The 19415-nt window shown below is 35.9% G+C and carries 18 protein-coding genes and 1 other annotated feature; of the genes, 2 read left to right on the top strand and 16 right to left on the bottom strand.

The genetic code is table 11. The annotated features are described in order from the left end of the window. Window positions 1-3: 3 nt before the first annotated feature. From MKY26_RS02470 to MKY26_RS02455, 4 genes are all read right to left on the bottom strand, one after another. Window positions 4-1071 carry an ABC transporter ATP-binding protein gene (locus MKY26_RS02470; protein WP_095369800.1) on the bottom strand — a complete coding sequence of 356 codons (1068 nt, stop codon included), beginning with the start codon at window positions 1069-1071 and terminating at the stop codon, window positions 4-6. 11 nt (window positions 1072-1082) lie between these two features. Further along, complete coding sequence (locus MKY26_RS02465; RefSeq protein ID WP_095369801.1) at window positions 1083-1997, bottom strand: ABC transporter permease; 915 nt, start codon at window positions 1995-1997, stop codon at window positions 1083-1085. A gap of 6 nt (window positions 1998-2003) precedes the next feature. Next, complete coding sequence (locus tag MKY26_RS02460) at window positions 2004-2936, bottom strand: ABC transporter permease (protein ID WP_095369802.1); 933 nt, start codon at window positions 2934-2936, stop codon at window positions 2004-2006. 165 nt (window positions 2937-3101) lie between these two features. After that, window positions 3102-4736, bottom strand: a complete 1635-nt coding sequence (locus MKY26_RS02455; RefSeq protein ID WP_095369803.1) for a peptide ABC transporter substrate-binding protein — start codon at window positions 4734-4736, stop codon at window positions 3102-3104. Window positions 4737-5250: 514 nt separating this feature from the next. Then, window positions 5251-5449: a binding site (T-box leader), on the top strand. Between the two features lie 61 nt (window positions 5450-5510). Between MKY26_RS02455 and trpS the strand changes: the two genes are divergently transcribed. Beyond that, window positions 5511-6503, top strand: a complete 993-nt coding sequence (trpS, locus tag MKY26_RS02450; protein WP_095369804.1) for a tryptophan--tRNA ligase — start codon at window positions 5511-5513, stop codon at window positions 6501-6503. Between the two features lie 42 nt (window positions 6504-6545). Here trpS and MKY26_RS02445 read toward each other — a convergent pair whose 3' ends face one another. The 9 genes from MKY26_RS02445 to MKY26_RS02405 form a co-directional block, all read right to left on the bottom strand. Next, window positions 6546-7292, bottom strand: coding sequence for a YjbA family protein (locus tag MKY26_RS02445; RefSeq protein ID WP_095369805.1), 747 nt, complete (start codon window positions 7290-7292; stop codon window positions 6546-6548). A 355-nt stretch (window positions 7293-7647) separates the two neighbouring features. After that, window positions 7648-8562 (bottom strand): oligopeptide ABC transporter permease, encoded by a 915-nt coding sequence (opp4C, locus tag MKY26_RS02440; RefSeq protein ID WP_445293116.1) that lies wholly within the window; start codon window positions 8560-8562, stop codon window positions 7648-7650. Between the two features lie 9 nt (window positions 8563-8571). Beyond that, window positions 8572-9537: an oligopeptide ABC transporter permease gene (opp4B, locus tag MKY26_RS02435; RefSeq protein WP_341091979.1), complete on the bottom strand. Its 966-nt coding sequence runs from the start codon at window positions 9535-9537 to the stop codon at window positions 8572-8574. A gap of 38 nt (window positions 9538-9575) precedes the next feature. After that, complete coding sequence (opp4A, locus tag MKY26_RS02430) at window positions 9576-11297, bottom strand: oligopeptide ABC transporter substrate-binding protein (protein ID WP_341091977.1); 1722 nt, start codon at window positions 11295-11297, stop codon at window positions 9576-9578. A 22-nt stretch (window positions 11298-11319) separates the two neighbouring features. Continuing rightward, the gene (locus MKY26_RS02425) at window positions 11320-12309 is read right to left on the bottom strand and encodes an ABC transporter ATP-binding protein (RefSeq protein WP_095369809.1); all 990 of its coding nucleotides are present in this window, start codon (window positions 12307-12309) and stop codon (window positions 11320-11322) included. Next, window positions 12299-13333, bottom strand: coding sequence for an ABC transporter ATP-binding protein (locus MKY26_RS02420; protein WP_341091975.1), 1035 nt, complete (start codon window positions 13331-13333; stop codon window positions 12299-12301). The genes MKY26_RS02425 and MKY26_RS02420 overlap by 11 nt, the downstream gene beginning before the upstream one ends. A 259-nt stretch (window positions 13334-13592) precedes the next feature. After that, window positions 13593-14375, bottom strand: a complete 783-nt coding sequence (locus MKY26_RS02415) for a DUF2268 domain-containing protein (RefSeq protein ID WP_191814889.1) — start codon at window positions 14373-14375, stop codon at window positions 13593-13595. Window positions 14376-14514: 139 nt separating this feature from the next. Beyond that, window positions 14515-15753 carry a beta-ketoacyl-ACP synthase II gene (fabF, locus tag MKY26_RS02410; protein WP_095369812.1) on the bottom strand — a complete coding sequence of 413 codons (1239 nt, stop codon included), beginning with the start codon at window positions 15751-15753 and terminating at the stop codon, window positions 14515-14517. Window positions 15754-15799: 46 nt separating this feature from the next. Further along, entirely contained in the window at window positions 15800-16732 is a 933-nt protein-coding gene (locus MKY26_RS02405; RefSeq protein WP_095369813.1) for a beta-ketoacyl-ACP synthase III, read from the bottom strand. A 238-nt stretch (window positions 16733-16970) separates the two neighbouring features. On the opposite strand from MKY26_RS02405, the gene MKY26_RS02400 reads away from it, so the two are divergent. Further along, entirely contained in the window at window positions 16971-17225 is a 255-nt protein-coding gene (locus tag MKY26_RS02400) for a hypothetical protein (RefSeq protein WP_095369814.1), read from the top strand. Between the two features lie 28 nt (window positions 17226-17253). Here the strand turns inward: MKY26_RS02400 and MKY26_RS02395 are convergent, their stop codons facing one another. From MKY26_RS02395 to MKY26_RS02385, 3 genes are all read right to left on the bottom strand, one after another. Further along, window positions 17254-17445: a ComZ family protein gene (locus MKY26_RS02395; RefSeq protein WP_191814887.1), complete on the bottom strand. Its 192-nt coding sequence runs from the start codon at window positions 17443-17445 to the stop codon at window positions 17254-17256. A 12-nt stretch (window positions 17446-17457) separates the two neighbouring features. After that, window positions 17458-18423 (bottom strand): BMP family ABC transporter substrate-binding protein, encoded by a 966-nt coding sequence (locus tag MKY26_RS02390; protein WP_095369816.1) that lies wholly within the window; start codon window positions 18421-18423, stop codon window positions 17458-17460. A gap of 120 nt (window positions 18424-18543) precedes the next feature. After that, the gene (locus MKY26_RS02385) at window positions 18544-19305 is read right to left on the bottom strand and encodes a hypothetical protein (RefSeq protein WP_341091973.1); all 762 of its coding nucleotides are present in this window, start codon (window positions 19303-19305) and stop codon (window positions 18544-18546) included. Window positions 19306-19415: the final 110 nt, after the last annotated feature.

Here is a 19415-nt window from a genome sequence, read left to right as displayed (position 1 = left end):
AACTTAAATACCCTCCTTCACAATTACTGGTTTATCAAAATTGGAGGACATTTGACGTTGACGCAACTTCACCGCTGCAGGTGGTTCAACATGAGGTGCATCAGGGTGTAACAACCAAGTTTTCGCAAAATGTGTTTCAGAAATTTGAAACATTGGTGGTTCTTCCTCGTAATCAATGGCTAATGCATATTTGTTCCTTGCAGCAAATGCATCACCAATTGGCGGATTTGTTAAGTCTGGTGGCGTACCAGGAATGGCAGCTAATTCATCTTTTGTATCATTATCAACACTTGGCATAGAAGCAAGTAGTCCCCAAGTATAAGGGTGCTTCGGATCATAAAAGATTTCATCTACTGTGCCTATTTCAACGATTTGACCAGCATACATAACAGCTACACGATCTGCCACATTGGCAACAACGCCTAGATCATGAGTGATAAAGATAATAGATGTGTCCATTTTCGCTTGTAACTCTTTCATTAACTCTAAAATTTGAGCTTGAATAGTTACATCAAGAGCGGTTGTAGGTTCATCAGCAATCAGTAATTTAGGGTTTGTAGCCAAGGCTATAGCTATCATTGCACGCTGTCTCATACCACCTGAGAATTCATGCGGATATTGATTTACTCGTTTATCAGGCATCGGAATACCAACTAGTTCTAATAACTTTATTGCACGTTTTTTAGCATCTGCTTTAGATAATCCTTGGTGCTTAATCAAACCTTCCATGATTTGATTACCAACTTTCATTGTTGGGTTTAATGAAGTCATTGGATCCTGGAAAATCATACTTATATCTTTACCGCGTATGTTTTCCATTTCTTTTTCTGATTTAGGTACAATATCATCACCATAGAAAAGAATTTCTCCACCAGTAATTTGTCCTGGAGGCATTGGAATTAGTTTCATTAGTGTTTGTGAAGTAACACTTTTACCTGAACCTGATTCACCAACAATAGCTAATGTCTCACCTTTATGAAGGTCAAAGCTAACACCACGAACAGCTTGTACCGTCCCTCCATAAGTTTGGAATGAGACTTTTAGATCTTTTACTTCGAGAATTTTTTCCATGTTCTCACTCCTTATTTACGGCTTCTTGGGTCGAGTGCGTCACGTAGACCATCACCGACTACATTGAATGCAAAAATGGTTAAACAAATAAAGATCGCAGGGAAGAATAATCGCCATGGGTAATATCTTAACGCTGGTAAACCATCATTGGCCATTGTACCCCAACTCGCTAGAGGCGGTGTTAAACCTAATCCTAGGAATCCAAGATAAGCTTCTGTAAAGATCGCAGAAGGAATTGTTAATGTCATTGTAACTAAAATTGGACCCATTGAGTTTGGAATTAAATGTTTACCCATAATTCTTGTTGTATTTGCACCTAAAGTTTTAGAAGCAAGAACAAATTCTTGATTCTTCAAGCTAAGTACTTGCCCTCGAACAATCCGGGACATATTAATCCATCCGGTTATTGTCATAGCAATAATCATCGTACTTAAACTTTGGCCAAGCACAACCATTAACAAGATAACTAATAACAAGTAAGGAATGCCTGATAAAACATCGGCACCACGCATCATTATTTCATCGGTTCTACCACCTTTGTATCCGGCGATTCCGCCCCAGGCAACACCAATAAATAAATCGATTAACGCAGCTGCAACACCGATAAAGATCGAAATTCTAGCACCTTCCCACGTACGAGCAAACATATCTCGTCCAAGATCATCGGTACCGAACCAATGCTCAGCAGAAGGTGGCTGATTTTTATTTGTTAAATCATTTGACTTATAGTCATATTCTGTCATATATGGTCCAAAGATTGCCATGAAGATGAGAATAATAAGTAGGACTATACCAAACATAGCAAGCTTATTTTTTCGGAATCTAATGAAGACATCTTTCCAAAATGAAAGACTTGGCTTCGAAATCTTTTCGGCATCATCTAATTGTGTGCCGACAACTTTGAATTTATCATTCGCACTTTGCATGATTTATTATTCTCCTTTCTTCCCAGCTAGTTTAATCCTTGGGTCGATGATTCCATACGCAATATCCACTAGGAGAATAGCTAATAGTAAAAGAATACTATAAAACACTGTCACACCCATTATTACTGTATAATCACGATTTGTAATACTTGTTACGAAGTGGAAACCTAACCCTGGAATACCGAAAATCTTCTCGATAACAAAGCTACCTGTTAAAACACCAGCAGTTAATGGTCCTAAATAAGTAACTACCGGAAGAAGAGCATTTCTCATTGCGTGCTTAACTGTAATTACTCCACCGCTCAATCCTTTTGCTTTAGCAGTTTTAATATAATCATTTGCTAATACCTCAATCATACTAGATCGTGTGAGTCTTGCGATATAAGCCATCGGTCCTGCTGCAAGTGCAAGAGCTGGCAAAATGGTATGCATAAATGATTCCCAACGAGCTACCGGGAATATTTGCAATTTTATTGCTAAGAAATATTGTAAAAATGTTGCCATAATGAATGATGGCACGGATATGCCTAAAACAGCAACAGCCATTGTTGAATAATCTTGCCATTTATTTTGCCTTAAAGCAGCGATTACACCAAATAAAACACCTAAGGCAACGGCAATTAGTATTGCTTGAAAGCCTAATACAAAAGATACAGGGAATCCTTCTGTGATTAAATCATTAACTGTTTGACTTTTGTATTTAAAAGATGGGCCAAAATCCCATGTTACTACATTGATTAGATAATCAAAATATTGTTGATACCATGGCTGATCTAAGCCATAATGTGCTTGTAAATTCGCTTCAATTTCTGGTGGTAGTTTCTTTTCTGAAGCAAACGGGTTTCCAGGTGCAATGCGCATAAGGAAAAATGTTGCCGTTACAATTAGCCATAATGAAATTATCATATATAACAGACGTTTTCCTATATATTTCGTCATTGTCCAACACCTCCAATTGATTTTACTGAGGTCAGTATGTCTACAACTGCAAAGCTCATAATAGATAATATAATACATTTTTACCATTAGAAGGATAATACCTATTACAAGAACGAAGGTATATAGGAAGTTTCATCCCATATACCTTACATTTAAAAGATCAAATTATTCAAAGTGAGCCCACTTAAATTGAACATCGCCTAATCCAGATACAAAAACATCATTTAGGTTATCATCTTTAACCCAGTTATTTGTATAGAAATAAATTGGTGCAACCGGCATTGCTTCCATAAAGATTGCCTCTGCATCCTTTAATAATTGTTGACGCTTTTCAGCATCTGTTTCAGTTTGTGATTGTTCAAGTAATTTTTGGAATTCAGGATCTTCCCAACCAGTGTTGTTATTTCCACCGTCAGCATCTTTGTACATTTCCAAGAAGTTCATAGCGTCATTGAAGTCACCTAACCAACCCATACGAGCAATTTGGAAGTCTCCACTATTTACACTATCAAGGAAAACATTCCACTCAGCATTATCTAGAGTTACATTAATTCCAAGATTTTCACTCCACATATCTTGAATGGCTTGAGCAATCTTTTGATGTGCTTCAGATGTGTTATAAGAAAGCTTGATTTCTGGTAATTCTGATGCATCGCTTAATCCTAATTCTTCAAGACCTTTATTTAAGAATTCTTTAGCAGTTTCAACATCATTATCAGGGAAGTACCCTTCTTCATTTTCTGGGAACATCGTAGGTGGAACGATTGCCATAGCTGGAAGTTGTTCCCCTTGTGTAATGTTATTAATAATTGAATCACGATTAATTGCGTGAGTTAAAGCTTTTCTAATATTTTCATTATCTAATGGTTCAATAGTAGTATTGAATTTGTAGTTATAAACACCGGCAATTGCTTGTGTTTCTAATCTACCATCATCTTTAAGTGCTTGCATTGCATCTGTTGGAAGAGCTCCTGTCGGAGAACCTGCCCAATCCAATTCACCATTATCAAACATAGATAATTCAGTATTTGGATCATTAATCATGTACATTTCAATTTTATCTAATTTTACAGTGTCTTTATCCCAATAAGTGTCGCTCTTTTCAAGAGTGATTTGGTCACTATGAGACCATTCAGCTAAGTGGAAAGGTCCGTTTGTCGTATAATTTTCACCAGCATCTGTTGCCCAGTCTGGATTTTCTTTTGCGATTTTACTATTTACTGGTAAATAAGTATAGAAAGCTGTTAGTTCAAGAAAGTAAGGTGTTGGGTTTGCTAGTGTAACTTCTAAAGTTTTTTCATCTACAGCTTTAACGCCAACATCATCTAAGCTACCTTCTCCTGTGTTAGCAGCTTCTGCACCTTCAACATAATATAGTTGATACGCATATGTTGATTGATTAGCTGGGTCTAATGCCCATTTCCATGCATATTCGAAATCTTCTGCAGTTACAGGATCTCCATTTGACCATTGTGCATCTTCACGGATATTAAATGTGTATGTTTTTTGGTCTTCTGAGATTTCCCAATCTTCTGCCATAGCGGCTGCTGGTTTATCGTCTTGACCAATTCGAGTTAATCCTTCTAATACGTTACGAAGAACAGTACCAGAAGTAGAATCTTCAGCCAAACCTGGATTTAATGAAGGTGGTTCAGTATTAATATTTACTTTTAATTCTTGAGGTACATCACTACCTCCATCGCCACCATCTGCATTGTCATCGCCTCCGCCAGCGCAAGCTGCTAGAACCATGCTAGCTAAAAGTAGCATACTTAAAAAGATTGACCATCTTTTTTTCACGGTGAAACCCCCTATTTTTAATTCAAACGATTCTTCACAGAAATAACAGTTGTTCACATAGAGTAGATTGATGAAAAAATCAAACAATTTTTATTATAAAAAAAGAGTTGATTCCTTTATGCATACTAAGGAAAGTAAGTTTATTTTGATAGAACAAATTCCCTCTATTCAGATAATTCAGCTTGAATATTAAAATTTGTATCTATTAGACTACGATAAACTCACCTTTTCATCATTCCATCTACCTGTAACCGAACAAAATGTAATATGTTTGTAAAGATGTCGTTTGGTAGGTTTTATTATAGTTTCTTTAAAAGTTTATTTCAAGCCCGTTTTAAATAATCTAAATTATCTATATTTTTTCAAAAAAATGTCGAAACATGTATTATTATTGTCATGTAAGGGTTTTCATAAGTTTTTATTGGTATATAACAAATAAAAATTTTTTTTGCTGTTATAACGCTCACTTGATTTACTTCTACATATATTATATTATGATTACAAATAAATAATACAAATTGCTGTGAGAAAAGAGTAGTACATTTAAGATGGTTTTAAGAGAGCTTATGGTAGGTGAGAATAAGCAACCTATTAAATCGAATGGACTTTTTGAGCATGAATATATCGATTCACGTTAGACTAACGTTATCTGTCTTTAAGAGATTCACATATGTGAATAATTAGGGTGGCACCGCGGACCATTCGTCCCTAGATTTTTTAGGGATGAGTGGTCTTTTTATATGTTCATTTCTCATAGCAAATAGGAGGATTATGATGAAAAAAACACTCTTTTCTGGTATTCAACCCAGTGGAACAATAACAATTGGTAACTATATCGGGGCATTAAGACAGTTTGTTGAGCTGCAAAATGAGTATGATTGCTACTTTTGTATCGTCGATCAACATGCTATCACTGTTCCACAGGATCGCTTACAACTCAGAAACAATATCCGTAGCCTAGCAGCACTTTATGTTGCGGTAGGCTTAGATCCTAATAAGGCAACTCTATTCGTTCAATCCGAAGTACCTGCACATGCACAAGCCGCATGGATGTTACAATGTATTTCTTATATCGGTGAGTTAGAAAGAATGACGCAGTTTAAAGATAAATCTGCTGGTAAAGAAGCTGTCTCAGCAGGCTTATTAACCTACCCACCACTAATGGCTGGAGATATCCTATTATATGGTACAGATATTGTCCCGGTTGGAGAAGATCAGAAACAGCATTTAGAATTAACAAGAGACTTAGCAGAAAGATTCAACAAAAAATACAATGACATCTTTACGATTCCAGAAGTAAGCATTCCAAAAGTGGGCGCACGAATCATGTCACTTCAAGATCCAACGAAAAAAATGAGTAAATCTGACCCTAATAAAAAAGGATTTATCTCTATTTTGGATGAACCGAAACAAATTGAGAAGAAAATTAAAAGCGCTGTAACAGATTCTGATGGCATCGTTGCTTTTGACAAAGAGAATAAACCTGGCGTTTCAAATTTATTAACGATTTACTCGATATTCTCAGGTGAATCAATTGAAAATATTGTGAATAAATATGAAGGAAAAGGGTACGGTGATTTTAAAGGGGATTTAGCTACAGTAATTATTAGCCACTTAAAACCTATTCAAGATAAATATCATCATCTCATGGAATCAGCAGAATTAGATGAGATATTAGATGCAGGAGCAGAAAATGCCAATAAAGTTGCAGGTAAAATGGTTAAAAAGATGGAAAACGCTATGGGATTAGGAAGAAAAAGGAAATAAAAAAAAGGGACGTTCAAATTAAATTGAGCGTCCCTTTTTGATTTAATTTACCTTTGAACCATTTTCCATTTCCCATAACTTTTCAAAAAAAGGTTGTCCTTTAATGATATTCTCACAAAATCTTTCATGTTTCTTAGACCAACCTATCTTACTGTCTTCATATAAATTCATCCATGCATCATGGAAACCCATTGATTGAATACTTTTATACTCTTCAGGCATCCATTCTGTAAACCAATAGCGAATTTCCGCTTCATTTTCTGAACTATGAAGTTGATCTAGTGCCATAAACATTAATTGTTTGAGCTGCCTTTCCTTCCTTGTCAGGCCTTTCATTAATTCTGGATCTGGAGAAAGAATGTGGAAACTTTTTAGACTCGGCTTTTGTTCAAAAGTATATTCCATTTCATCGTGATTAGAAATCATTTCATATGTAAGTTGTTCTTGTCTTGGTATCAATCTACTCTTTCGAATTGGAATATGATACCCTATTGTATCAACGGCCATAATGCTTGTCCCATCAGTAATGACAAAACAATAATCCAATTGCACTCTTTCATGATTTTTTCTTAAATACGCTTTTTGATACACGTCATTCAATAGCTGTTGTGGTAATTCAGATAAATCATTTTCAATATAATGAAATAGTGCTGGTGTGATCCTTAGTAATGGTACTTGATCCAATAATTCAACTGCATCATCTTTTCGCCATTCATGAAATTGACAAACATTGTAACCATTCTCTTCCCCTTCAAACCAGTTCACCCAAACATCATGAAGATATAACATTTCCTAACCCCCACTCGCATGATTATTTGTCAATAAGTATGGGCAAACAACTCTGTTTTTATTCCTTTCTTTTACAATCTAATCCATTATTATTCTTTTTTTACCTTTGATTAGAAAGCAATTTGTACTTTATATTGAAATATACTTGCTATATACAGCGTATTTAATATGGAAGTAAATGTTATAATATTCATTTATTATTCACTAAAATAAATATTAATATAATTTAGAATAAATAGTAAATAATTAAATCCCCACTCATTACAAAGCATATAACCGTTTTCTCCCCAAAAAAAAGAATGCAATTACCTTAAAAGGTCAATTGCATTCTTTTTCAGACTTACCAGCTAGGCCTTTACCTTCTAGATTTAGGGTTAAGAGCGTCTTTTATGCCTTCTCCAATGAAATTTATTGCTAGTATGGTGATTGTAATAGCTGCAGCGGGCGGTACCCAAATCCAAGTTTTATTCCTTAATACATCAGAATCACGTGCTTCAAATAACATATTACCCCAACTTGGTATATTAGCTGGGACACCAGACCCTAAAAAGCTTAAACCTGCTTCAGCCACAATTGTAACTGCCAACATTAAGGTTGCTTGAACAATGATTGTCGAAGCTACATTAGGTAATATATGCTTCCCAATAATCTTGATAGGTCTTGTTCCAATTGATTTCGCTGCTAAAACATATTCATTTTCTTTTTCTGATAAAAAACGACTGCGAACAATCCGAGCAACGCCACCCCAGCTTAATAAACTAATAACTAATATCAACGTCCAAACGCCAGAGACTTTCCCAACTAAAATTGTATTAAGAACAATAACAAAGACTAGAAATGGAAAGTTTAGTACAAAGTCAGTTATTCTCATGAATATTTGATCAATTTTTCCGCCATTGTATCCAGCAATTGCTCCGACTATTGTTCCGATAACGATAATAAATGTCATACATGATAAACCAATTAAGAGTGATGTTCTCGCTCCATATACCATACGTGTAAATATATCTCTACCATTTGTATCTGTTCCGAACCAATGCTCCGCAGAAGGTGGCAAGTTCATCGACATAAAATTGATTCGTGTAATATCCTGTGTAGTAAATAGTGGGCCAAAAACCGCAATCAGTACAAATGAGACGAAAACAATTAAGCTAGTCATTGCAATTTTATTCTTAAGAAATTTTTTTCTCGCTAATTTCCAAGGAGAGAACTGCTTTTGTTTGTTTTCCATTAAAACTTGACCGTCTGTATTTAAAGATGCTTTAACCATATTTGCCTCCTATCCTAATCTAATTCTCGGATCAACAATGCCATAAAGTAAATCCGCAATTAGGTTACCTAATAAAGTTAAAAATGAAAGCAGCATGGTAATCGTCATTAACACAGCATAATCTCTTCTATCCACTGATTCCAAAAACAATAAACCTATACCTGGATAAGTAAAAATTGTTTCAGTGATAACCGCACCACCTATTAATGTAGCAATATCAAAACCTAAAAAAGTGATTAATGGTATCATTGAGTTTCGTAAAATATGTTTATTATAAATAGCAGATTCACTTGTGCCCTTTGCTCTAGCAGTACGTACAAAATCTTTACGGCTGTTTTCGATGACATCATTTCGTAAAAACTGCGTATAGGAAGCTGTCCCCATAAGACCAAGAATTAAAGCTGGTAGGAGCACATGATGCATTCTACTAACATAATAATCCCAAGTACCAGGTTGTAGCCCTACTTCAACAGATCCCGCAAACGGAAACCAACCTAGTTGAAAAGAGAAAAAGTAAATAGCTATTATTCCTGCAACAAAGGATGGAATAGCAAGACCTACATAATTGTAACCTGCAATTAGATTATCTCCCCATGTATATGGCTTTCTACCGGAATACATCCCCATAGCAAAAGCAAAAATATATGTAATTATAAGTGATACGATTGCCAAAAATATCGTATTTGGTAAACGGTCTACAATTAAATCAAACACAGGTATTTTATGTGCTGTCGAGTGTCCGAAGTCTCCTTGTACGAAATTTGTCACCCATCTGATATATTGAATATGAATGGGATCATTGTATCCCAGTTTTTCTCTCATCTCTTCAATATATTCTGGATTTGTATTTGATGGGTCAATTTCACCCCCAAAAGGGTCCCCTGGCATAAACTTCGCCAGGGAAAAAACCACAATGGAAGTAAGGAATAACAACGGTATCATACCTAATATTCTGCGAAGTGAATATTGCAGCATGTTCCATTCTCCTTATCAATTAAAAGTTCGCGTGACGCTTATTCTGTAACATACCATTCATGAGTATTAGTTTGGAATCCAACCGCATTAATATGAACACCTTGTAAGCGTTTATTAATACCGTATAAATCTAAGTTTTCCCATAATGGAATAGCTGGTATTTCTTCATTGAATAGTTTTTGCCACTCTACATAAACTTCTTTACGATAGTCTTTATCAAACGCTTTTTCGCTCAATGCATCGTTCAGTAATTTATCGTTTTCCTCATTTACCCAACGACCAAAATTCCATTCCGCATTATTCGCCCATAACCCTGATGGATCTGGGTCAGAACCAGTGCTCCATGAGCCAAAGAATGCTTCTAATGCTTCATCATCTTCTGTTTTCATATCGTTATATAGGTTAAATTCGATTAATGACCCTGTCGCTAACTCTGTTTTTACACCGATATCATTCCAAGATTGAATAATCGCTTGAGAACGGCCTTCAAATGTAGCATTTCCTGCATAATGCCCAAAAGAAATTGAGAAAGGTTCTCCATCTGGATCTTCCACGAACCCATCTCCATCTACATCTTTATAGCCGGCTCCTTCTAATAATTCTTTTGCTTTTTCTGGATTATACTCATATTGATTTAACTCAGATTCGTCTGCTGCTATCCAGAAAGTAGATGGAATAACCGTATTAAAGACTTTACCTTTACCAGCCAAGAATGCATCAATCATTGCTTGACGGTCGATTGCATATAAAAGGGCGTGGCGAAGATCTTTGTTTTTGAACTTATCAATATCATCTTTATTCGTACGTGCTTCTTGGTCACGATGTCCGAATCTTAAACCAATATACGAGTAACCAACTCCTGTTGTCTCTTCAACAGAAATATGATCCATCTTCTCAAGCTCTTCCACTTGGTTAGGAATTACCTCCATAATATCAACTTCACCATTTTGGAGTGCTCCATTAGCTACAGAAGCGTCAATTACCTTTACTACTATATTATCTAGTTTAGGTTCGCCTTTATAGTAATCTGCGAATTTTTCTAACTCTACGTACTCACCCGGTTTCACACTTTTTACTTTAAATGGTCCAAGACCTACTGGATTTGTTCTTACTTCCTCTGATTCACCTAAATCAGCTACAGCTATACCTTCAAAATGCTTCTTAGGCATCGGATAGGACCATAAATTCTCAAGGTTATTTAGCTTCATTTCTTCAAATGTAATTGCGATTGTATAGTCATCAATCACTTTAATTCCTTCAATCGAGTCTGCTTTCCCATCTTTTTTCGCTTTTGCGCCTTTAATTCCTTCTACATAGTTAAAACGCTCACCATCATAAGCTGGATCAGCCATTGTTTCTAATGCAAATTGCCAGTCCTCAACTGTCAACTCTTCACCATTATGCCACTTTACACCTTCCTTAAATTTGAAAGTGTATGTTAACTTATCCTCACTAATTTCCCATGAAGCAAGATCTGGCTCATACTCTAGGTCATCATTTACTTGATAAATACTACCACCGGTGAATTCCAAGATTTGTGCATCAACTGCACTACGGTAGTAAGCATACTCAAATACCCCTTCAGGCGCAGTTGTTACCGCTAACGTGACTTTTCCACCCTCAACCGGTTCACCAGTGTTGGCTTCTTCTTTATCTCCATCTTTTTCATTCCCACTCGTTTCGTTCCCGCTATTACAAGCTGCTAGAAACATAGAGAATACGAGTAATAACGAAATTAACCAAAAAGATTTCTTTTTCATTGTTCTCCCCCTAAATGATTTTTTAGTTATATAAATGACAAGCTACGTTATGACCAGCCTTCACCTCCTTTAAAGTCGGTTTCACTTCCATGCACTCTTTCATGGCATGTGAACAGCGTGGATGAAACGGGCAACCCGTTGGAGGATTGGCCGGACTTGGTACATCACCTTCTAAGATAATTCTCTGTTTCTTCTTTCTCGGATCCGGCTCAGGTATGGCCGAAATCAAAGCTTGTGTGTATGGGTGAAGTGGTTCTGCAAAAATACTATTCTTATCAGTTACTTCAACAATTCCACCTAAATACATCACAGCAATTCGATCACTCATATGCTTAACAACACTCAAATCATGTGCAATAAATAAAAATGTTAATTGAAATTCATTTTGCAGTTCCTTTAAGAGATTCAATACTTGGGACTGTACAGATACATCAAGTGCTGATACAGGTTCATCCGCAATAATTAGCTTTGGACGTAGTGCTAATGCTCGCGCAATACCAATCCTTTGCCTTTGACCACCAGAGAATTCATGAGCATATTTATAATAAGCATCTGACGGAAGTCCGACCTTATTAAGGAGATCCATGACTTCTTCTTTTAATTCTTTCACTGATTTCCCTCTAAAATTAACGAGCGGTTCTGAGACGATGTCCCCAACCATTTGCATTGGATTAAGTGAGGCGTATGGATCTTGGAAAACCATTTGAAAATCTTTGCGAATTGCTCTTAAAGTTTTTCCTTTCAAACTTGAAATATCTTGTCCATCAAAAATAATTTTTCCATCTGTTGGATTCATAAGTTTTAAAAGCGTTCGACCTGTCGTTGATTTGCCGCAACCCGATTCTCCAACAAGTCCAAATGTTTCGCCATTATGTATTTGAAAACTAACTCCGTCTACAGCTTTGACATGTCCTACCGTTCTTTGAAAAAAACCTGCTTTAATCGGGAAATATGTTTTTAAATCTTCTACTTCTAATAACACTTCTCGCTTCTCAGCTGTGTTATTTGACATATGTATTCCTCCCATTAGTCTGATAGCTGTTCTCATATAAAAGACAGGCAGCCTCATGTCCATTTTCAACAAAACCTAATAAAGGTGTGATTTCAGTACATTCAGGCATTCTTTTTGGACAACGATCAGCAAATCTACAACCAACTTCTGGCATATCTTTAAGGGATGGTACTAAGCCGTCAATCGACCCTAATTCTTTCTCTTCTTCATCCAATTTAGGGATCGATTGTAATAATAACTGTGTATAAGGGTGTTTAGGGTTATGAAAAAGTGCATCTACATTTGTTCTTTCAACAATTTTCCCAGCATACATAACAATTACATCGTCACACATTTCAGCAACGACCCCAAGATCATGGGTAATGAGAATTATTGCCATATTATTGATTGATTGAATTTCCCTTAATAAATCTAGTATTTGGGCTTGTACTGTCACATCTAATGCAGTCGTTGGCTCATCAGCTATAAGTAACTTTGGTTGGCAGGCAATCGCAATAGCAATCATTACCCGTTGCCTCATTCCCCCTGAAAGTTGATGGGGATATTCATCAACGATATTCTCTGGCCTTGATATGCCTACTTGTCTTAAAAGATGGATGCTTTTTTCTCGCGCATCCTTTTTCGAAATCTTCTGATGATTAAAGAGAATCTCCTGTAATTGAAAACCAATTGTGAATACAGGGTTAAGTGCCGTCATTGGTTCTTGGAAAATCATTGAGATATCATTACCTCGGATGGTATTCATTTGATTAATGGAGTAATTCTCAATATTCTTACCTTCAAAAACAATTTCACCACCAGTGACTTTTCCTGTTTCCTTCGGTAATAACTGCATAATGGACATAGACATGACACTCTTTCCACAGCCTGATTCTCCCACGACACCAAGAATTTGTTTTTTCTTTACGTCAAAAGATACATTATCTACTGCGTGATAGACCTTTCCGTCTATATCAAAACCTGCTTTTAATTCTTTTACTTGTAAAATTGTGTCCAAGCTAGGACTATCTTCTTTTCCTATCATTTCAACACCTCAATCGTAATATCTTACAGTATTGTAAAATATTTAGTACTAGGATTAATTATCTGTATATTATTACAAATAGATTACGAATACAAGGAATTTTTTCAAAAAATCTATCTTTTGATAATATTATAAATAGTATGGAGTGGTCATGAAATAGTTCTTACATCCTGTTACTCGTATGTTAATATAAGGAAAAAATACTATTTTACTTACTTTGACAATTTCCTTATTTCCTTTACATGTTTTCTCACCTACTCTATTCTTTTTCCCACTGAGGCAAAAATAACTTCGAAGGAATAACCATGCTTTCTTTAAGCTTGATTTTCTTTTCATTGTCATACATTGAGACAATTTCATAGCCAATGGAATAGCCAAGCATTTTTGGATATTTCCCCTCACCGAATAGAATTTGGTCATGTAATTCATTGTCTCTCTTTATGTCTATATTGTTTTTTACATATTTATGCCAATAGTATCGTATTCTTTCTCTATCATGTTCTGTGCACCACTTTGAACGATACGATTTTCCACAACTCTTCTCCACTGCCCATTCTGCTAATCCTTCTAATACTATGCTATCCAATAGTGTATACTCAGCCATTTCTTTTTTTAATCTCTTCATTCTGCAGATATGATGGTATTCATGAACAAATAATGCTTCTAACTCTTTCTCATCTTCTAATGGAGCGAGAAATAAAAACATCTTGTCAGGGAATGACAAGCCAGACTTCACATAAGATGTTCTAAAGAATAATCCGCCTTGTGCAATTGGAAATAAGTAAATTGGGACATCTGGCCCTTTCCAGTTTTTTCTATACTTATTTAATAACAATTCAACCTTTTCCCATGTTCTATTTTCTTTTAACTGTTTGAATTGTTCTTTATTCCTTCTATTTGGTGAATACATGCCAAAGGAGGATAAGAATTGGTATAACCTTTGTGGCTCGTTTTCATGGAATGAATCTAACAATGGTTCAATTAACTTTTCTGGATCAGTAAAATGCTGATTTAACCATTCATCTGTTCTAATTACCGGCATATGTTTCTCTCCCATCAAATGTTGTTGTTTATTTTATGGAAGAGACAAATAATCGGTTCAAAAGAAAACCATAAAAATATAAAAAACACGGACAAATTCCGCCATGTAACAAAGCAGAACTTATCCGTGTTTCATTTTATTATTGATATTTTTTGAAGACGATTGTTGCGTTATGACCACCAAAGCCTAATGAGTTACTCATAACAGCTCCAATAGTTTTTTCTCTTGATACATTAGGTACATAATCTAAGTCACAATCTGGATCTTTTGTATTGTAATTAATCGTTGGTGGCAACGTACTATCTCTTAACGCTAAGATAGAGAAAATCGCCTCAACGCCTCCGGCAGCACCTAGAAGGTGACCTGTCATAGATTTGGTTGAACTAATGGCTAAATGATAAGCATGTTCACCAAAAACACTTTTCACTGCAACAGTTTCATATTTATCGTTATAATCTGTGCTCGTACCATGAGCATTAATATAATCGATTTGTTCAGGAGTGAGTCCCGCATCGTCAAGTGCCATTTTCATTGCACGCGCACCGCCTTCCCCCTCTGGTGCAGGTGCGGTAATATGATAGGCATCTCCAGTAGAACCATACCCAACAATTTCAGCATAAATATTGGCACCGCGAGCTAGTGCATGTTCTAATTCTTCAAGAATGAGAATACCTGCACCTTCTCCGATAACAAATCCATCTCTATCTTTATCAAATGGACGACTTGCTGTAGCTGGATCTGGATTGGTAGATAGCGCTGTGTTAGCACAGAATCCTGCAACAGACATTCTCGTAATTGGTGCTTCTGCTCCTCCTGTTACCATGACATCAGCATCACCACGCTGAATGACTTTAAAAGCATCACCGATTGAATTCGTTCCAGTTGCACAAGCGGTTACTGTACAAGAATTCACTCCCTTTGCACCTAATGTGATTGATACTTGCCCTGCAGCCATATCCGGTATCATCATTGGTACAAAGAATGGACTCACTCGGCGGTAGCCTCTGTTTAAAAAGGTTTCAAATTGATTCTCGAATGTTTCCATTCCACCGATTCCTGATCCTACCCAAACGCCAACACGATGCGCGTTTTCATCATTTATCGTCAAATTAGCATCTTTCACTGCCATGATGGAAGAAGCCACTGCATAATGAGTAAAGCGATCCATCTTTCTTGCATCTTTCTTCTCTAAATACTCATGAATATCAAAATCCTTCACTTCCGCAGCTACTTTAGCAGGATATTCATCAGCATTTAATCTTGTTAGCGGTCCTACTCCAGATTTTCCAGCTTTAATATTACTCCACGACTGTTCTACATTATTTCCAACCGGTGTTACTGCTCCAAGTCCTGTTACAACGACACGTTTTTTTTCCACTATTATGTCACTCCTTTTATATCAATAAAACCTATTATATTTATACTTATTTTCCCCATTTTAAAGCGATGGCTCCCCATGTTAATCCGCCACCAAATCCGACCATTACGATAATATCATCATCTTTAATTTTCCCAGCTTCTATCTCCTCAATCATAGCAATTGGTATAGAAGATGCTGATGTATTACCATATTTATCAATTGTTTTTGACATTTTTTCAATTGGTAACTCTAAACGTTGTCTAGAAGCTTCCATGATACGAATATTTGCTTGATGAGGGATAAGAAAATCTACATCCTCTTTTGTTAAACCTGCTTTTTCTAATACATTAATACAACTTTCACCCATTTGTCTAACAGCAAACTTATAAACTTCTCTACCATTCATCACAATGTACTTATCTTGATAGAGATGCTTCGCTCCACTCCCATCTGCTCCTAGTTCAAATGATAAAATGCCTCTTCCTTCAGATACAGGGGCAATGACAGCAGCACCCGCACCATCTCCAAAAAGGACAGCTGTATTACGATCAGACCAATCGGTTACTTTAGACAGCTTTTCAACGCCTACCACTAGTACATTCTGATACGTTTTCGTTTCAATAAATTGTTTCGCTGTAATCACACCGTACATAAAACCAGCACAAGCTGCACTTACATCCATAGCTGCTGCTTTCTTTGCCCCTAACTTTTCCTGCAATAAACAAGCAACACTTGGAAATGGCTGATCTGGTGTGACAGTTGAGACAATAATTAAATCGATATCTTCAGGAGACAAGTCTGCATCCTGTAATGCTTTTTTTGCAGCAGCGAATGCCATATCAGAAGTATCTGTATCGTCATCGGCAATCCGCCTTTGTTCGATACCTGTTCTCGTGCGGATCCATTCATCTGAAGTATCCATTATTTTTTCTAAATCAGCATTCGTTACTATTTTTTCGGGCAAGTATCTACCTAAGCCAACAATTCCAGCATTCATCTTTCCCACTCCCTTTTTCTTTTCCACTTTGTCGTTATAAGAAATTCAACCTTTTTGTTTACGAGAAATAAAATTTAATATCAATTATTAGTACTTGGTACTAATTTTATCAAATAAGCAGGTATAGTTTCAATATTTTTCTTCATAATTATTATTTTCGTCCAACCTTTTCTTTTATTCACCCATATATTATAAGGAATAACCTATACAATAGAAGATCAAAAGGAGGATTGCTTATATGAGTGAAGAACCGTTTTTTAATCAATTTATGTTTGGTAATAGAGATGCTCGTCAAAGTGAAGATTGGATTCTCGGAAGAAAACATCAGCAGGAGGAGGAAAAATCACCTTCTATTTTGAATACAATCGAACAATTAGATTTAGGGGAATTAATGGTCAATATGTCTCAATTAATGGATTCTGCAGAGGAATTAAAACCACTTTTAAAACATGCTGCTCCAATCGTTGAAGTCTTTATGAATAAAAAAAGCTAACGGCGATCCCACGCCGCTAGCTTTTTTCTTATTCATGCTCTTTTTGTGCATCTGCTTTCCCTAATTCATAAGCTTCATTCATCACTTGTGTAAACATCGTCATAAACGGTTGAATCATTTCCATTGATAAATTTACACCTGACTTTTCTAGTTCCGCTTTTGCTTCAGGTAGATATTTCATCGCGATTTGCATAAATTCCATTGTTTTATCATTTGACATTCTGTGATCCTCCTATGATGGTTCTTTCGGTAAATTACCTGTTTCTTTATATTTTTTTACTGCTGCATTTAATTGTTGAATAAAGGTTGGAGATAATTCTGGACTATACGCACCTAATGAAATGACATCATCTTGAAAGTCAAAAGAAAGGTTCCCAGACTGCAGTTCTCCATTATGAAATTGTTCTGCTACTATTTCATACAAATGGTCAACATGTTGAATTGTACTTGTTAATACTGCTGATTTTCCTAAATGGGATTGGTCAGAAACATAACCAATGGCATATAAACCATGCTCTTTTACTTTTTCAATGACAGGGACATTATATCCATCACCTGCTGGATAAACGACATCTGCTTTTTCTATGACCAACTTGTCCATTAACCCCGCAGCCTTATGGGCATCATCCCAATTTTCAACATAATGTATTTTAACATTTGCTTCATCATTTTGAAAGTTCACACCATCAATAAAACCTTTTACTTCTGGCTGCCATTCAAATGCCGCAATAATACCAACAATATTAGTAGATGTCATCTCACCAGCCACCATACCTCCGAAAAAGCCCATTGCATATCCTTCAAAATTTAAACTTGTCGTATTTTCATTTTGTGCGTCCCCGTTAAAGCTTATAAACTGAATGTCTGGATATTGTGCTGATATTTGATTAAAGTACTCTGCATATTCATTTCCATGTCCAAAAATTAAATTGACCCCTTTTTTTGAAAATTCCTTTACCGCTCTTTCGACAACGAGTTGTGAGTTCATTCCTTCTTTATAATACACATCAATATCATAAGTAGACTGTATCTTGAGTAGGCCTTTATACCCTTTCGTACCCCACACTTGATCATTAATGGTATCCGGCACTAATAAGCCAGCCTTTTGCAGCTGACCCCCAGAAAATACCTGTCCACATGACGATAATAGAAGAAGGCATAGAACCAAACTCCCCCACTTAATTAAAGCTCTCTTCATTTCTATATCTTTCGCCCCTTTATGTTAGTTGATTTTTTCTTTCGAAAAGACCAACTAACATCATTCTAACCTTTTATCCTAGTGATTGAAAAGGTTTTTCCGATGAAAGTACTTTTATATTTATGGGAGAATATCCACATGTCTTTTCTGTTGACTAAGCGCTTTTTCCACCGATAGATGGTTATCAATATGAATTGTTTGAGGTTCGTCTCTTAAACTGTTATCTTCTTTTACAGTATGACTTCCAAGATTAATTTGTAAATAATCTACACATTGCTGCCAATGGTTTTCAATTCCACTGCTAATTATTTTTTCTCCACTCTTATTGTTTGATAAAAAATCATGCAATAAACAGGTGATGGCTTCGTCAATATAAACAGCATCAGCTCGCCATTCCTTTTCACTGACACTTTTATTGTGGTTATTATGCATTAGCTTTTGTTGAAAAAGCATTTCTTCCGGTTGAAACGGTCCATATACTGTTGGTAAGTAATAGATATGAGCATGAGAAAAGGTCTTTTGCACCCATTTTTTTGAATGACCTGTATACAACCATTGAATGGGCAAAGTAATCACACATTTTCGCTTTTCAAAAGAAATTTTATCTAAGATAGGAACTAAAAACCTCTCCATATTTATATCTTTAATATATAAACTGTAACCATCAATAAAAACAGTGGCCTCATCTTCGAGCAAAGTGTTTAAACTATCTATATCCACTTCAGTTAAGTTCGCATTTCTCCCAACGGATAATTGTTTTTCTAAAGCATCATCTGCCTTCAATGAATTGAGCAGTAAAACCTCTGTCCCTTCTTCTAACAGCCCTTTACACGTAGCAAAACCTACAAAACTATAACCATCAATTACAACTGCTTGCTTCATACCCCAGCCTCCAGTCGTCTGTTTTATTGTATACTATGCGGAATTATCTTTATATATCATCGAAATCTCTCACTCAAATATGACTTATAACAAACTAGCAAGTTTTACAT

The sequence above is a fragment of the Cytobacillus sp. FSL R7-0680 genome (assembly GCF_038009245.1).
GTDB classification, from domain to species: Bacteria; Bacillota; Bacilli; order Bacillales; family Cytobacillaceae; genus Cytobacillus; species Cytobacillus kochii.
This window is presented reverse-complemented; position numbering and strand designations above follow the sequence as displayed.

Coding starts and splice junctions, on each gene's coding strand:
- trpS (WP_095369804.1), top strand. CDS start 5,511: ATGAAAAAAACACTCTTTTCTGGTATTCAACCCAGTGGAACAATAACA.
- MKY26_RS02385 (WP_341091973.1), bottom strand. CDS start 19,305: ATGAAGCAAGCAGTTGTAATTGATGGTTATAGTTTTGTAGGTTTTGCT.
- MKY26_RS02400 (WP_095369814.1), top strand. CDS start 16,971: ATGAGTGAAGAACCGTTTTTTAATCAATTTATGTTTGGTAATAGAGAT.
- MKY26_RS02420 (WP_341091975.1), bottom strand. CDS start 13,333: ATGATAGGAAAAGAAGATAGTCCTAGCTTGGACACAATTTTACAAGTA.
- MKY26_RS02445 (WP_095369805.1), bottom strand. CDS start 7,292: ATGTTATATCTTCATGATGTTTGGGTGAACTGGTTTGAAGGGGAAGAG.
- MKY26_RS02425 (WP_095369809.1), bottom strand. CDS start 12,309: ATGTCAAATAACACAGCTGAGAAGCGAGAAGTGTTATTAGAAGTAGAA.
- MKY26_RS02395 (WP_191814887.1), bottom strand. CDS start 17,445: ATGTCAAATGATAAAACAATGGAATTTATGCAAATCGCGATGAAATAT.
- opp4C (WP_445293116.1), bottom strand. CDS start 8,562: ATGGTTAAAGCATCTTTAAATACAGACGGTCAAGTTTTAATGGAAAAC.
- opp4A (WP_341091977.1), bottom strand. CDS start 11,297: ATGAAAAAGAAATCTTTTTGGTTAATTTCGTTATTACTCGTATTCTCT.
- MKY26_RS02415 (WP_191814889.1), bottom strand. CDS start 14,375: ATGCCGGTAATTAGAACAGATGAATGGTTAAATCAGCATTTTACTGAT.
- MKY26_RS02470 (WP_095369800.1), bottom strand. CDS start 1,071: ATGGAAAAAATTCTCGAAGTAAAAGATCTAAAAGTCTCATTCCAAACT.
- MKY26_RS02460 (WP_095369802.1), bottom strand. CDS start 2,936: ATGACGAAATATATAGGAAAACGTCTGTTATATATGATAATTTCATTA.
- MKY26_RS02405 (WP_095369813.1), bottom strand. CDS start 16,732: ATGAATGCTGGAATTGTTGGCTTAGGTAGATACTTGCCCGAAAAAATA.
- MKY26_RS02390 (WP_095369816.1), bottom strand. CDS start 18,423: ATGAAGAGAGCTTTAATTAAGTGGGGGAGTTTGGTTCTATGCCTTCTT.
- MKY26_RS02465 (WP_095369801.1), bottom strand. CDS start 1,997: ATGCAAAGTGCGAATGATAAATTCAAAGTTGTCGGCACACAATTAGAT.
- opp4B (WP_341091979.1), bottom strand. CDS start 9,537: ATGCTGCAATATTCACTTCGCAGAATATTAGGTATGATACCGTTGTTA.